Origin of the sequence: Flavobacterium gyeonganense (genome assembly GCF_029625295.1) — a bacterium.
Lineage (GTDB): Bacteria > Bacteroidota > Bacteroidia > Flavobacteriales > Flavobacteriaceae > Flavobacterium > Flavobacterium gyeonganense.
In genome coordinates, this window is record NZ_CP121112.1 from 4,146,770 (window position 1) to 4,161,688 (window position 14,919).

11 protein-coding genes and 1 pseudogene are annotated in these 14,919 nt (G+C 35.5%); 4 read left to right on the forward strand and 8 right to left on the reverse strand.

The window, feature by feature from the left end:
• Nucleotides 1–6: 6 nt before the first annotated feature.
• Nucleotides 7–1,242, reverse strand: coding sequence for an ATP-binding cassette domain-containing protein (locus tag P5P89_RS18005; protein WP_278009550.1), 1,236 nt, complete (start codon nucleotides 1,240–1,242; stop codon nucleotides 7–9).
• Between the two features lie 376 nt (nucleotides 1,243–1,618).
• On the opposite strand from P5P89_RS18005, the gene P5P89_RS18010 reads away from it, so the two are divergent.
• Nucleotides 1,619–2,353, forward strand: coding sequence for a hypothetical protein (locus P5P89_RS18010; RefSeq protein ID WP_278009551.1), 735 nt, complete (start codon nucleotides 1,619–1,621; stop codon nucleotides 2,351–2,353).
• A 34-nt stretch (nucleotides 2,354–2,387) separates the two neighbouring features.
• A complete protein-coding gene (locus P5P89_RS18015; protein ID WP_278009552.1) occupies nucleotides 2,388–3,839 on the forward strand; it encodes a family 43 glycosylhydrolase in 1,452 nt (483 codons plus the stop codon).
• A gap of 80 nt (nucleotides 3,840–3,919) precedes the next feature.
• On the opposite strand, the gene P5P89_RS18020 is transcribed toward P5P89_RS18015, so the two are convergent.
• The 3 genes from P5P89_RS18020 to P5P89_RS18030 are packed head-to-tail and all read right to left on the reverse strand — an operon-like array spanning nucleotide 3,920 to nucleotide 6,172.
• Nucleotides 3,920–4,768: a sulfurtransferase gene (locus tag P5P89_RS18020; protein WP_278009553.1), complete on the reverse strand. Its 849-nt coding sequence runs from the start codon at nucleotides 4,766–4,768 to the stop codon at nucleotides 3,920–3,922.
• A 19-nt stretch (nucleotides 4,769–4,787) separates the two neighbouring features.
• Nucleotides 4,788–5,177 (reverse strand): DUF1398 domain-containing protein, encoded by a 390-nt coding sequence (locus P5P89_RS18025; RefSeq protein WP_278009554.1) that lies wholly within the window; start codon nucleotides 5,175–5,177, stop codon nucleotides 4,788–4,790.
• A 23-nt stretch (nucleotides 5,178–5,200) separates the two neighbouring features.
• Nucleotides 5,201–6,172 carry an alpha/beta fold hydrolase gene (locus P5P89_RS18030; RefSeq protein ID WP_278012038.1) on the reverse strand — a complete coding sequence of 324 codons (972 nt, stop codon included), beginning with the start codon at nucleotides 6,170–6,172 and terminating at the stop codon, nucleotides 5,201–5,203.
• Between the two features lie 249 nt (nucleotides 6,173–6,421).
• Between P5P89_RS18030 and P5P89_RS18035 the strand changes: the two genes are divergently transcribed.
• On the forward strand, nucleotides 6,422–9,430 hold the full coding sequence (locus tag P5P89_RS18035; protein ID WP_278009555.1) for a LamG-like jellyroll fold domain-containing protein: 3,009 nt from the start codon (nucleotides 6,422–6,424) through the stop codon (nucleotides 9,428–9,430).
• Nucleotides 9,431–9,511: 81 nt separating this feature from the next.
• Here P5P89_RS18035 and P5P89_RS18040 read toward each other — a convergent pair whose 3' ends face one another.
• Both P5P89_RS18040 and P5P89_RS18045 read right to left on the reverse strand, forming a co-directional pair.
• Complete coding sequence (locus P5P89_RS18040; protein WP_163394670.1) at nucleotides 9,512–9,949, reverse strand: acyl-CoA thioesterase; 438 nt, start codon at nucleotides 9,947–9,949, stop codon at nucleotides 9,512–9,514.
• An 88-nt stretch (nucleotides 9,950–10,037) separates the two neighbouring features.
• The gene (locus P5P89_RS18045; RefSeq protein WP_278009556.1) at nucleotides 10,038–10,712 is read right to left on the reverse strand and encodes a hypothetical protein; all 675 of its coding nucleotides are present in this window, start codon (nucleotides 10,710–10,712) and stop codon (nucleotides 10,038–10,040) included.
• Between the two features lie 395 nt (nucleotides 10,713–11,107).
• On the opposite strand from P5P89_RS18045, the pseudogene dnaK reads away from it, so the two are divergent.
• Nucleotides 11,108–12,990: pseudogene (gene dnaK / locus P5P89_RS18050) on the forward strand (molecular chaperone DnaK).
• 250 nt (nucleotides 12,991–13,240) lie between these two features.
• Here the strand turns inward: dnaK and P5P89_RS18055 are convergent.
• Nucleotides 13,241–13,882 carry a carbonic anhydrase family protein gene (locus P5P89_RS18055; RefSeq protein WP_269235633.1) on the reverse strand — a complete coding sequence of 214 codons (642 nt, stop codon included), beginning with the start codon at nucleotides 13,880–13,882 and terminating at the stop codon, nucleotides 13,241–13,243.
• A 16-nt stretch (nucleotides 13,883–13,898) separates the two neighbouring features.
• Nucleotides 13,899–14,723: a bestrophin family protein gene (locus tag P5P89_RS18060; protein ID WP_278009557.1), complete on the reverse strand. Its 825-nt coding sequence runs from the start codon at nucleotides 14,721–14,723 to the stop codon at nucleotides 13,899–13,901.
• Nucleotides 14,724–14,919: the final 196 nt, after the last annotated feature.

Below are 14,919 nucleotides of genomic sequence, written 5' to 3' on the forward strand. Positions count from 1 at the left end.
AAAGTGTTATTTAATCCTGCCAACTGATCCCGTTTTAGAAGGAATAAGCTCAAGAATCGATGTAGGTGCAAGACCTGATTCGATTCTGTGTGAAACGTACAAAATAGCTACATTGGTTTGCTGTTTGATAGTATTGATTAACTGAATCACCAAATCTACGTTTTCGTCGTCCAGACCTTCCACAGGTTCATCCAGAATTAATAAAGGCGGATGTTTTAAAACCGCACGAACAATTAGTGCTACTCTTTGCTGACCGATTGAAAGGTCTATAAAACGTTTCTTTTTTAAATGACTCATTTCAATTACTTCGAGCCATTGTGTCACAATTTGTTTTTGCAAAGTAGTAGGTTCTGTATACAATCCAATAGAATCAAAGAAACCTGATAGAATCATTTGTTCCAGCGTATGGCTTTTTTGGAACAAATCCATCATAGAAGTCGTATATATTCCGATTTGCTTTTTGATTTCCCAAACGCTTTCACCACTTCCTTTTTTTCTTCCAAATAAAAATAAATCCTGACCATATCCTTTCGGGTTATCACCTGTAATTAGGGATAAGATAGTGCTTTTTCCGGAACCGTTCGGGCCAATTAACTGCCAGAATTCGCCTTGTTTGATGGTCCATGAAATGTTGTCCAGAATTTTTCGATCTTCATAACTTACTGAAACATGATCCATTTTTATTAATTCACTTTCGTGAAAAGTAGCCACTGCTTCATGAGCCTTTGGAATTGCAGCTGTATTTAAGGTTTTAAAATGGTTTTCGGTTTTTGAAATAGGATATAAAGTAAAAGAGTTGTCTTTGATTTGGACTTTATTCACCACAAAATCCATTAGATCAACCGTACGATTTACAAGCTGAATAATAGATATTGTATCAGTAAGTTTTTCTAAAGAAAGAGCCAAAGCCAGACGCGAAGCCTGATCTAAATGGTCGAAAGGATTATCGAAAATGATAAAATCCGGATTTTGGCTGATACAGTATTTCAAAAACTCTTTTTTACGTTCACCGGAAGAAAAAGTCCGCAATTGCCTGTGGGATTCTGGAGAAGCTTCAACAGATTCGTATTGGTATTCCCTTTCGATAAATTTTTCGATCGAAATATCTGAGAATAAAATTCCTTTTTGGTTATTAAAAACCGCTAATTCTTCTTTAGCTTCGCCGGAAAGCAGGGTGTCTATGAACTTTTTTTTATTAACCTGATTGGTTAAAAGTATGTCCCAATGTTGTTTTTGATGCATTATTTATTTCTTAAAAAGTATTCCTTTTCTTTAATTATTCAGATTATCGGATTACTTCATTTATTAATTGAATATAACGACAAGTATATAATTGTCTGGAAATATTGAACTTAAAACCAAATAAAGAAGTTTTAAGTTTACAAATATACTTTATTGACCATCTGAAAATGCCAATTAATTTCATAAAAAAATCATTTTTCAATATAGAATCTTTTCATATGTATGCCAATTTTTACTTTTGATTGCTTTAAATGTAAAATGATATATAAAATTACAACCGGTTGTTTTTATTTGTATTTTAGTAAAAAATTGTACTAATTTTTTGAATGAACCAATAATAAAAAACCGAAAAACTGTAAAAAAACTATTAACTATTATGAAAATTAAACACAAAACATTCTTGAAAGTAATGTGCTTTGTATTTTTGGCAACATTAGGTTTACAAGGATTTACTGTCTCATCAGGAGGCAAAATTGATCCTAATGCTAAAAACGATACAGTAAGAAGCATCGAGTCTTACTTTAGTCCTGCAACAAAATCAAAAAAAACACCAGATTCTGAAGGATTTATTCAACGGTGGTTACTATTAGAACCAATTAATAAACCCAATAGCAGTAATACTGTCTTTACAGATAGTTACCTCAGGACCGCATTTTCTACCGAGTATTTTCCAAATCAGTTTACAGTTCTTCCTAAGAGTGGAGATAAGGTAAAAGTTGGGGATCAGGAGCTAACATGGCATGCACTGGACAGTAAAAAATTCAATGTAAAATTATTTCGTTTCGCTTATGGATTAAAAAAAGAAATATACGGCGTTTTGTTTTGGTCAGTAACAGTAGTGAACAGCCCAAAGGAAATGAAAAATGTAAGAATGGCAGTAGGTTCAAATTCAGCATCAATGTGGTGGGTAAATGAAAAAGAAGCTGTATTGCTTTCAGGAGACAGACGTATGGTAATGGATGATTGTGTCTCGCCACGTTTAACACTTAACAAAGGAAAAAATATAATTCGCGGTGTAGTAATCAACGGGCCCGGAATGAGTGATTTTTGTGTTCGTTTCTTGGATGAAAAAGGGCAGCCGGTTAAGAATTTAACGATTACTCTGGAATAAAATTAATCTCATTTGTATAAATTTTGAAATTATTATGAAAATAAGAAATAAATTAATAGGCACAACAGCCTTTTTATCAATATGGTTTACTGGCACAGTAAATGCCCAAATAGGAAAACCATTTATACATGATCCTTCTACTATCATGGAATGTGAAGGAAAGTATTACACATTTGGCACTCGTGGAGGCGGATTAATATCTGAGGATGGCTGGACCTGGAATGAAGGAGGCGTAAGACCAGGGGGAGGAGCTGCTCCTGATGTAGTAAAAATTGGTGATCGCTATCTTATTGCTTACGGCTCAACTGGTGGTGGACTTGGAGGTAGTCATGACGGACAAATAAATACGATGTGGAACAAGACTCTTGATCCAAATTCTCCAAACTTTAAATATTCAGAACCTATAGTGGTTGCTTCTTCCAGTAATATGGAAGATAATGATGCAATTGATCCGGGACTTCTTTTAGATCCTACCGATGGCAGATTATGGTGTTCTTACGGAACGTATTTCGGTTTTATACGTCTTGTGGAACTTGATCCTAAAACCGGAGCACGCGTAAAAGGTAACAAAGCGATAGATATAGCAATTGATTGTGAAGCAACTGATTTGATATACCGTGATGGATGGTATTATCTTCTTGGAACACACGGAACTTGTTGTGATGGTGCCAATTCTACTTATAACATAGTGGTGGGACGTTCTAAAAAAGTTACAGGCCCATACCTTGATAACATGGGTAGGGATATGTTAAAAGGAGGTGGTAAAATGGTAATAGCAGCAGGTGGAAGAGTTAACGGACCTGGACACTTTGGACTTGTTGATCTTGGTGACGGAGTTCAAAAAATGTCCTGCCATTATGAAGCAGATCTGGATCAAAACGGACGCAGCGTATTGGGTATTCGTCCTTTATTATGGAAAAATGGATGGCCGGTTGCAGGAGATAATTTCAAAGAAGGAACTTATGAAATTGAATCGGAGAGAAGAGGATATGCTTTAGAATTAGCTGTAGATTTCGTTCGCATGCCAGGCAGGATGCGTCCTTGGGAGCATGACCCTAATGAGCCGGTAAAAGCTGTTCCTTCCCAGCAATTATCAGATGTAATGGATACCTGGCCGAAAGGAAATACCAATATTCGTATAGGAGATTATATGTTTCGTCCTCATCAAAAATGGACTATTACAGCAGCTCCAAATGCAGGAGGATATCTTGGAGCACCGTATTATAAAATAATAATAGCAGGAACAGAACGTGCATTAGCAGCCACACAAGAGGGTGAATTAATAAGCGTTCCTAAATTTACAGGCGCGTCAGAACAATTATGGCGTATTGATCAATTAATTGACGGAACCTACAGGATAATGCCAAAAGTGGTTCCGAATTCTAATGAAAAATTAGCATTAGTTTCTTCTGGAGACAGTACACCAACACTTGCAAAATTTGATATGAATAGTGATAATTCTAAATGGAATTTTAGAGCACACTAAATATTTGTTCAATACAAAATGAAAGGCGTACTTAAAAATAGGTACGCCTTTCATTTTTTTGCTGATTAAGTAATTTAATTTTACTTTGTTACCATAGGTTTATTACTTCTAGACCATTCACTCCATGATCCTACGTAAAGGTGCGGAATTGGAATTCCGGCATAATCCATCGCTAATAGAGTGTGACAGGCCGTAACACCGGAACCGCAATGAACGATTACATTCTCCGGTTTCACTAAACCTAAAATTTCAGTATATTTTTTTGCCAGTTTTTCAGCAGAAAGATAAAAGCCGTTTTCGTCTAAGTTTTCGCTGAAAGGAACATTGATAGCACCTGGAATGTGACCAGCAATCAAATCTAGCGGTTCTGTAAGCCCCTCAAAACGATTTTTGTCCCTTACGTCAATGACAATATTTTCAGGGTTGTTATGGGCTTTATCTACTTCGTTAATATTGCTTAAAGCAAGTTGCCAGTCTGAAACCGGATATTTTTCAGCTGTATCAAAACTTTCTATTCCGGTGCTTAATGGAAAACCTTTATGGATTGCCACCTGATAACCTCCGTTTAAAACCTGTATTTTTTGGTGACCAACAGCTTTTAGCATCCACCAAAATCTTGACGCTGCGTTAGAACCGTTTTTATCGTCATAAACAATAACGTGACTTTGCGGTGTAATACCAAGTTTAGACAGGACTCCTGAAAATTTTTTCAACGAAGGCAATGGATGTCTTCCGCCATTTGCAGGATTGCAGTCCACAGAAGCCAAATCACGGTTTAGATCTGCATAACGTGCACCTTTTAAATGTTCTTTTTTATAATTTTCCTCCATATTAAGTCCGGCTCTGGCATCAACCAATATAATTTCGGATGAATTTTTTAGCTGTAGTAATGCTTCGGGTTCGATTATAGGGTACCAATTTTGTGACATCTGATTTTGTTATAGATAATTAATCAGGTATTTTTTCGATCAGGATTTCATCACCAGATTTATCAAAATAGGTACAGGTCATTTCCATAATATCAACACGCCATTTTGCGATTCCGCATTGTCCGGAATGATTGCAAAAAGTAATATAATCTGTCTGACCATCCTGATGCGCTACCAGAAATTCTATAAAACGTTCTTTATTCGCTGTATCTTCAACTTTTATTTCAGCATATTTTTCTTCTGAGATGACAGAATAATTATTTACACCATAATATTCAACATGGCCATCGTTAACAAACGTATCATACCCTTTTACGCCCAAAATAATTAGGTCCTGTATATAATTTGGAAAATCGGCACCGCTTTTTACTTTGGCATGTGCCTCTTTTATTTGTTCGATTGTAAACATAAAATTTTGATTTAAGGTTAACTTTATTGTTTCAAAAATACGATTAATGGTTTTATAAACTGATCAAAAGATTCAATATGTGGTAAATGTCCGGTATTGGCGATTTCTACAAGTTTCGAATTCGGAATTGCTTTTTGTGTTTTTTTGCCCAGTTCGGCATAATTGCCCATTGTCTTCCTGACTTCTTCCGAAACAAGCGGTTTTCCCAATGCAGTTTTATCTCTTGTTCCGATAATTAATAGTGTTGGACTTTTGATATTTTTAAATTCGTATAAAACAGGCTGCGTAAAGATCATATCGTACATAAGAGCAGAATTCCAGGCAACAATTTTGTAATTAGGATCAGAAGTCCATCCCGCGCCAAGTTCGGCCCACTTTTGGAAATCAGCATTCCATTTCCCATCATAATAATTCGTCATTTGGTATTTTTTGATGGCTTCATAGTTTTGTTTTAATTCACTTTCGTACCACCAATCAACAGGTTTGTACGGTACGACTAATTTCCAGTCTTCTAAGCCAATCGGATTCTCCAAAACTAATTTCTCAGCAGTTTCCGGATACATCAGTGTAAATCTTGTAGCTAACATTCCGCCCATAGAATGCCCTAAAACAGCTGTTTTTTTAATTCCCAAATGGTCTAAAAGTTTTTTGGTGTTCTCGGCAAACTGCTGAAATGTATATTGGAAATTATCCGGTTTTGATGATTTTCCAAAACCAATCTGATCCGGCACAATAACCCTGAAGCCTTCTTTTACTAATGCTTTGATGGTAGTTTCCCAATAAGCTCCATTGAAATTTTTTCCGTGAAATAAGACAATGTTTCTATTATTGTAATTATTGGGTTTGATATCCATGTAAGCCATCTTTAAAAGCTGTCGCTGATTGCTTATTTCTAGAAAACTGACCGTAAAAGGATATTCATAATTCGTTAAATTAATATCCAATGCTTTTATTTTTTCCTGCTGCGAAAAGCAAAAAAAGGAAGTATGAGCAATATAATTTTTAGTTTTTTCATTTCAGCATGTTTTTAACGGCGGTATTTATAAAATTAAAGCTTAGTATTTTAAAAGCAAAACGTAAAATCTTAAAGTTATCAGAAAATTATTTCAGTAAGAAAGATTTTTCTTTTAAAAAGAAAATGTGATAAGTAGTGAGCAGTTAAGCAGCATACAGGATGCAACAGGACAGACTCTCAACGGCTTCTAACTATATTAGGTATAACTATTTAACCAATTTAACCAATTATGAAAAAAATTACCTTAACATTTAAGCATGCGCTTAAAGTTTTTATGGTCTGTGGATTAATTACTACCGTCAGTGATTTAAAAGCCCAGACACTGGCATTTCCGGAAGCTACCGGTTTCGGAAGATTTACCACAGGGGCAAGGGGAGCTGCAAATCCTCAAATTTATTTAGTAACAAATTTAAATGACAGCGGACCGGGTTCATTTCGTGATGCAGTGAGTCAGGAAGGAAGGTTTGTTATTTTTAAAGTAGGGGGAATTATAAATGTAGCTTCTCCAATTGCTATTGCAAAAAACACCACTATTGCGGGCCAAACAGCAACAGGAGAGGGAATTGTTCTGTTAGGAGCAAAGGTTTCATTTACCGGAGCTAGCAATACGATTGCCCGTTATGTTCGTATTCGTTTTGGGGCTACCACTCAAAATCAGGATGCGTCGGGTATATCAAATGGTGCCAATATAATTTTGGACCATATGAGTTTTACCTGGGGTACAGACGAAGTGTTTTCTGTTAACTGGGACAATAAAGGTCTAAGCCCGGATAACATAACGATACAGAATTCTATTATTGGACAGGGAATGCACCGTCACAACCACTCAGCCGGAGGGTTAATGCAGCCTTCTGCCGGGGGTAAAATAAGCCTAATTGGAAATTTGTACATCTGTAATAAAACCCGTAACAATAAAGTAAAAGGGATTAATGAGTTTGTAAACAACGTTGTTTATAATTGGGGGAATTACGGAAATACATACGGACATACTGAATCAGGAGATGCCTACATTATGGGGGGAGATTCTGCGGGAGGTTCAGATGTTAACATTATCAATAATTATTTTATAGGCGGACCAAATACAAGTAATACAGTTTCATCACCTTTTAACCGTGGAAATGATAACTTCTCATTATATGGTTCCGGAAATTATTTTGATAATAATAAGGACGGTGTTTTAAATGGTACACTAGTTCCTTACGATTTAACAGGATATCCTACCGGAGATTTATCAACTCTTTTGTCAACACCGTATGATTATCCAATGAAAAATCCAACATTGTCTGCTCAGGATGCTTATAATAAGATTATAGCAAGCGTTGGAGCTTCTTATCCAAGACGGGATCAGGTAGAAAATTTAATGATTTCAGATTTAATGTCTAAAGGTACAACAGCAACGTATGTGTATGTTCAAAGTGATTTGACCAGTAAGTTTGGCTTTATAAACGGAGGTGCTGGACATGTTTATGGTGCTCCGGCTTCTTTGGATACAGATAATGACGGTATGCCGGATGCCTGGGAAGACGCCAACGGATTAGATAAAAATACGGCCGATGCTTTATTGGTAAGTACAACAAATGCACCTTATCTGAATATTGAAGTGTATATTAACGGATTAACCAATACAACACCTGTAGATTTTATTATTCCGCCATCTAATGTGAATTTTACGAATGTGGTTTCAACAGAAGTCCCACCAGCAAGTTCTTTAAAAGTCAACTGGATTGACGGTGCAACAAACGAAGATAATTATATTCTAGAGCGTTCAGATAATGGCACTAATTTTAATGTAATCGCGACCCTTGGGGCAAACACTACAAGTTATAATGATACAGGTTTGCTTCCAAATACGCAATATTATTATCGTGTTAAAGCAAAGAACAGCGCAGAATCATCAGTATATGAAACAGCTTCGGTAACTACACCGCCAATTCCGTCAGCTCCAGTTAAAGCATCTGCACCTAATCCGGCTACAGGACTTACTAACATTCAGTTGACAAGTGGGAATTTAACGCTGAAATGGAGTGGAAGCACAAATACAACAACTTATGCTGTTTATTTTGGTACAGATCCTTTAAATTTAGCTAAGCTAGCTGATGTAGCTTATGTTGCAGCTCCATCTTATCAACTTACAGGATTAAGTCCGGCAGTAACTTATTATTGGAGGATTGATGCTTCTAATGCTAAAGGAACAATAACCGGCGATGTATGGAATTTCCGTGCGCTGACACCAGAACTTGTTGGTCATTGGCCGTTTAAGGAAGCAGCAGGAGAAGGCCAGCAAATTGAAGATATTTCAGGCTATGGAAACAACGGACAATTAGATGCAGCTTTTGATAATAGTAATGTGAGAGTAGCCGGAAAAGAGAACAACGCCATAGATTTTGCAACATTAACGCCTAATAAACTTATGGTAAGTGTTCCTAATCAGGATAATATTTTATTTGACAAAAATTCCTTTACTGTTTCATTTTGGATGAAAGCTGATGCCAGTTTAATACCGGCAGGTTCAACATTAAGTTCATATATATTATGCAAAGGGTCGATGACAAAAAATACGACTACAGGAGCAACAGGAAGAAGATTTAATGTGGAAATTAAAAGCAATCAATTGCGTTTTGCAATAGATGATGATAAAACAAAAACGGAACTTGCATCATCATTAGCAGCGACCAGTTATTTTACAGGAAATTGGGTAAATGTGATTATTATGAGAGATGTTACCGCATCTAAATTAAGAATATATACGAATGGTGTTTTTACTAATGAGAAAACTGATGCAACAGGGACAGCTGTAGGGATTGGAGAAGCAACAGATTTAGTAATTGGGAATATCGGGGCACTTGAACTGTTTGCCAATACTACTCCGGCACCTTACAAAGGTTTATTTGATGAACTTAAAATATTTAATTATGCACTAACTGCAACAGAGATAACGCAGTTGTACAATCAAACGTTATTGAGTAATGATAAGTTTACACAAAATAAAGTTAGTGGTACTGTCTATCCTAATCCTGCAAAAGAACAGATTTTTATCAGTATTCCAGGTTATAAACAATCATATGTTACAGCGACGTTAAGCGATGTAACAGGGAAAATTATTCTTAAGGAAAAAATTTCATCCGATGGAAATGGCGTTTTTAAGTTAAACATTGCAAATAAAAAAGTATCAGGACTTTATATTTTAAATGTTTCAGGAGAAAATTTAAACAGCAATTACAAAATTGTAGCAGAGTAAAAAACAAAATATTATCATAAAAAAAAACCGTTACATTTATTTTGTAACGGTTTTTCTAATTTATAATGAATTGGATATTTTTTAAAGTCCTACGAAATCGTCACTTTTTGGAAAAATGCTCAATGCCTCGACAGCAATCTCTGGCGTTGGCGAAGCCAGTTTTCTAAGTTTTGTATCCATCCAGGCACCATCAACTGTAATAGTGGCACAAAGTGTATCGTCTTCTCTGCGGAATTCGTGAATGATAGACCAGCGCGAAGCATCAGCTTTCATTTTGGATGTTTTGGTATGAATGAAAATTTTATCCGAAAGTTTTAATTCTTTTCTGAAAACACATTCTTCCCTAAATAAAACAGGTCCAAAACTTTGTTCCTGCATTACTCTTAAAGTTAAACCTAATTCGTTTAGGATTTCGATACGATGCTGAGCACCAAAATCGTAATAAGCACTGTGACGGACATGAAAATTAGGATCAAGATCGGACCAGCGAAAGGATATTTCTTTTATAAATGAAGCCATTTTGTAATTTTAATTTGAAATCGAAATTACGAATATCAAATGGTAGTTTTTCTAAATTAAAGTTATTTTTATTCGTTTTAACTTTTCGTTATATCATTCGGGTACTAACCAGAATCAAGAGTGATATTTGTATTCCTATAATAATCCAAAAAAAGTTTCTGCTTGGGTTTGAAACATCTTTTAATCCGGATATAGTTTTTTCTTTTATAATATCCACAAAGCTTATGTTTTCATTTGTAAAATCAACATCATCAAGATTTATTTTTTTAAAACCGTAAATAATAATTTTTTTTAACCATTTATTACTTTCTTTAGAATCTTTAATTTCCTGAATTAATCTTAGTTTTAATTTTGTATTGTCTGCTCCTTTTTTTAATAAGCCGGGTTGGTTTGTTTTAATTTTGCCCAGGACTTTCTCAATAATCGGAAACAGAAGCTTTTCTCCTTTATCGGATAATAGTTTATTTGTTGTTTTCGAAATGATATATTTATTTCCAAAAGAAAACAATATAAAAGGAAGGACAAAAATAGAAAGAGTAGTAAGGGTAAAGCCAATAGGTCTCTCAAAGAAAAGAGTCATGGTGATTGGAATAATTGTTAAACCACCTGGTGCACCGGGACCATCGGCTGATTGAAAAAGGAATATTAATAAGGTAGCTACAGATAAAGCACAAATTAATAGTTGTCCGATAATATTTATTTTAAGAAAACTAAATGCGGCACTGCTAAAAAGTTTGGTAGTGTATTTTAAATTGTCAATCATTAATAAGGTTTTTAAGTTGTGTATTTGGGAATTTTAGCTGTTTGATCTTGAGATCTAAAAAGGGGAGCGAAAACATAGAAAAAATATTACAAAAAAAAGAATAGTAAAGAATTTTGCATGTGCCATGTCTGTCAAAGTTGCTGTAAATCTTATTAAATAAAGTGAAGCATGGCGTAAAATGATAAAACTAACTTTTTTACCATTGATAAGTAGAATTTAGAGTTCTTCTGTAGACAGTTTTGTCGTTTGTCAGGTTTTTAAAATGTCATGTTGGCAGATTTTTTTTGGCATGCCAATAGCAAACTGACAAATTATATTGCTTTTTTATCTTGGCACAAAGATTGACTTATGCCACATGAGTTTAAAAATTAAATCAAAAATTAAATATATAAAAAATGGGTAAAATAATCGGAATTGACTTAGGTACGACGAACTCTTGTGTTTCTGTAATGGAAGGTAACGAAGCAGTTGTTATCCCTAACGCAGAAGGAAAAAGAACTACTCCTTCTATCATCGCTTTTGTTGAAGGTGGAGAAATTAAAGTAGGGGATCCTGCAAAAAGACAAGCAGTAACGAATCCTACAAAAACGATTGCTTCTATTAAACGTTTTATGGGACACACTTTTGCTGAAACGGCTGAAGAAGCAAAAGAGTTCCTTACAGTGTTGTAAAAGGTGACAACAATACACCACGTGTGGATATTGACGGGCGTTTATATACTGCTCAGGAGTTGTCTGCAATGACACTTCAAAAAATGAAAAAAACTGCTGAAGACTATTTAGGTCAAACAGTAACTGAGGCAGTTATTACAGTTCCTGCTTACTTTAACGATGCTCAGCGTCAGGCTACTAAAGAAGCCGGTGAAATCGCTGGTCTTAAAGTTATGCGTATCATCAACGAGCCAACTGCTGCTGCACTTGCTTACGGATTGGATAAAAAAGGTAAAGATCAAAAAATAGCTGTTTACGATTTAGGTGGAGGTACTTTTGATATCTCTGTTCTTGAATTAGGAGACGGTGTATTCGAAGTATTATCTACAAATGGTGATACTCACTTAGGTGGTGATGATTTTGACCAGGTTATTATTGACTGGTTAGCTGACGAATTCAAATCTGAAGAAGGTATTGATTTACGTTTAGACCCAATGTCATTACAGCGTTTAAAAGAAGCTGCTGAGAAAGCTAAGATTGAATTATCATCTTCTGCTGAAACTGAGGTAAACTTACCATACGTTACTGCTACTGCTTCTGGACCTAAACACTTAGTAAAAAAATTATCGAGAGCTAAATTTGAGCAATTATCTGATTCTTTAGTAAAACGTTCTATGGAGCCAGTTGCTAAAGCATTGAAAGATGCAGGTTTATCTACATCTGATATCGACGAAGTAATCCTTGTTGGAGGTTCTACCCGTATGCCAAGAATCGCTGACGAAGTGGAGAAATTCTTCGGTAAAAAAGCATCTAAAGGTGTTAACCCTGATGAGGTTGTGGCTATTGGAGCTGCTATTCAGGGTGGAGTTTTATCTGGAGATGTAAAAGATGTATTGTTACTTGACGTAACTCCATTAGCTTTAGGTATCGAAACTATGGGTGGTGTAATGACAACTCTTATCGATGCTAACACTACTATCCCAACTAAAAAATCTCAGGTATTCTCTACAGCTGCTGATTCTCAGCCATCTGTTGAAATCCATGTTTTACAAGGGGCAAGAGCAATGGCTGCTGATAACAAAACTATCGGTCGTTTCCACTTAGATGGTATTCCACCAGCACCAAGAGGAGTTCCTCAAATCGAAGTTTCTTTCGATATTGATGCTAACGGTATCATCAAAGTTTCTGCAACTGATAAAGGAACTGGAAAATCTCACGATATCCGTATCGAAGCTTCTTCTGGTTTAACAGCTGAAGAAATCGAAAAAATGAAAAAAGATGCTGAAGCTAACGCTGATGCTGACAGAATTGCAAAAGAAAGAGCTGAAAAATTAAACGAAGCTGACAGTACTATCTTCCAGACTGAATCTCAATTGAAAGAGTTAGGAGATAAAATCTCAGCTGACCACAAAACAGCTATCGAATATGCTTTAACTGAATTGAGAATGGCTCACCAGTCTCAGGATCTTGACGCAATCCAAAAAGGATTAGACAATGTAAATGCAGCTTGGAAAACAGCTACAGAAGCAATGTATGCTCAGGGTGGTGAAGGTCAACAAGCAGCTCCGCAACAAGAGCAGTCTTCAGGAGATAACGTTGAAGACGTTGAATTCGAAGAAGTAAAATAATTACTGATTAATATCAGTCAATAATAAGTGCTAAGCCGCTGTAAACTAATGTTTATAGCGGTTTTTTTTTAAATTCTTTTTTGTTTCTTTTATTGAGGAATCTAAGTAATAAATTCATTCTTACTCAAAAGGGGCTGTCCTGACTTGTGAGACAGCCCCTTTTTCATATTTTAGGTTAAAAAATATTTCTTAGCTGCATAAAAAATGCATTACAAAAAATTATTTTATATGCATTTTAGAAAAACAAATATTATTTAAAAATCATTGTGTCAGCTAAAAAGGCGACTTCCCCTGTTGTAATATCATGAGTTCCGCCTACAATTCCTATCTCTCCCTTTTCAATCATTTCCTTTAAGATGGGACTTCTTTCCATAATAGATTTAACGGTACGTTTCACATTGATTACCGATACGTTTTCTACAAAATCAGGATTTCCTGAATTGCGATTTTCTTTTGTCTGGGTTTCATCATCAACCGCTGGTCTTATTTTTGTTAGCAGTGCGGTTAAATTCCCCATTTCAACATGGTCGCAGGCACCTTTTACTGCCCCGCATTTTGTGTGGCCCAATACAACAATGATTTTTGACCCAGCGACTTTGCAGCCAAATTCCATACTGCCTAAAATGTCTTCATTGATGATATTTCCGGCAATACGCACACTGAAAATATCTCCAAGGCCCTGGTCAAAAATTAGTTCTGCCGAAGTTCTGCTGTCAATACAGCTCAGGATTACGGCAAAAGGATGCTGGCCGTCTGAAGTTTCATTGGCCTGCTGCAGAAGATTACGGTTTATTTTCAGGTTGCTTACAAACCTTTGGTTTCCTTCTTTTAGTAACTCTAAGGCTTTTGAAGGAGTAATTGCGGCCTGCATTTCTTTAGTTAATGTTTTCATTTTTGGTTGATTTAAGTTATGATAAATAAAATTTTTCCGGCTGTAGGGGCTGAGGAATATCTGTTTCTTTCAACAGGTCCTTAATATTTATTTCAATAGTTCTTGCAATAGCAGTTACCGCAGTATCTGTTGGGCGGTTTCTAAATGGATCCTGAAGGTGTGTGGCTGATTTTTCCAAAAGAAAAAATGTAGTGGAGATCACTAACAACAATGGAATCTCAAAATAGCTTTCTATATCTCGTAGCGCAATTGAAAGTGTGACAATAAAAATATAGATAAAGAAATGAAGAAAGATTCGGTAAGTTATAGGAAAAATAGTGCTCTTGATGCGCTCAGCCATTCCCATGTAATTTGAAAAATTAACCAAAGTGTTGTTTAATTGTACGTGGGAGAAGATTTCAAGTGATTTTTTCTCTCTCAATGCTGCTATCTGCAGCGTGTTTAGCTGCAGCAGTGCTAGTGGTTTATTACTCTGTTTTTTTATTTCGGTTATATCTTCTTTAGTGATGAAATCTTCCAGATTTTCTATAGGATCCAATCCACGTAGGTTTTGTCCAAGGCTGTAACACCATGCTACATGCCTAAATGCAATTTCTTTGATTTCTTCCTGGCTTTCTTTTGAAACGAAAGATTGCAGCTGTAATACTAAACTTCGGCTGTCATTTACTATGCTTCCCCAGATTTTTCGGGCTTCCCACCAGCGGTCATAAGACTGGTTGAGCTTAAATGATAAAAGAACAGAAATAGCTGTCCCTATAAAAGCAGGAATGGTTATGGGCATTACAGGTATGAGATTTTCGAATTTGGCAGTAAGGAAATGAACCAATACTGCAATAATCATTACAAATAAAATTTCATATTTAACTTTGGAGAAAAGGTAAGAGACTGGTATTTTAGTATTTATCAGCATACAATTGTTTATAGTGGTTTGGTTTAAAAATAACAAAACTATTTCAAATGATAGTAATACTATCTCAAATAATTGTTAAATAATTTCATAGAATATAGATACTATCAAGTAATAAATCTTTATTACA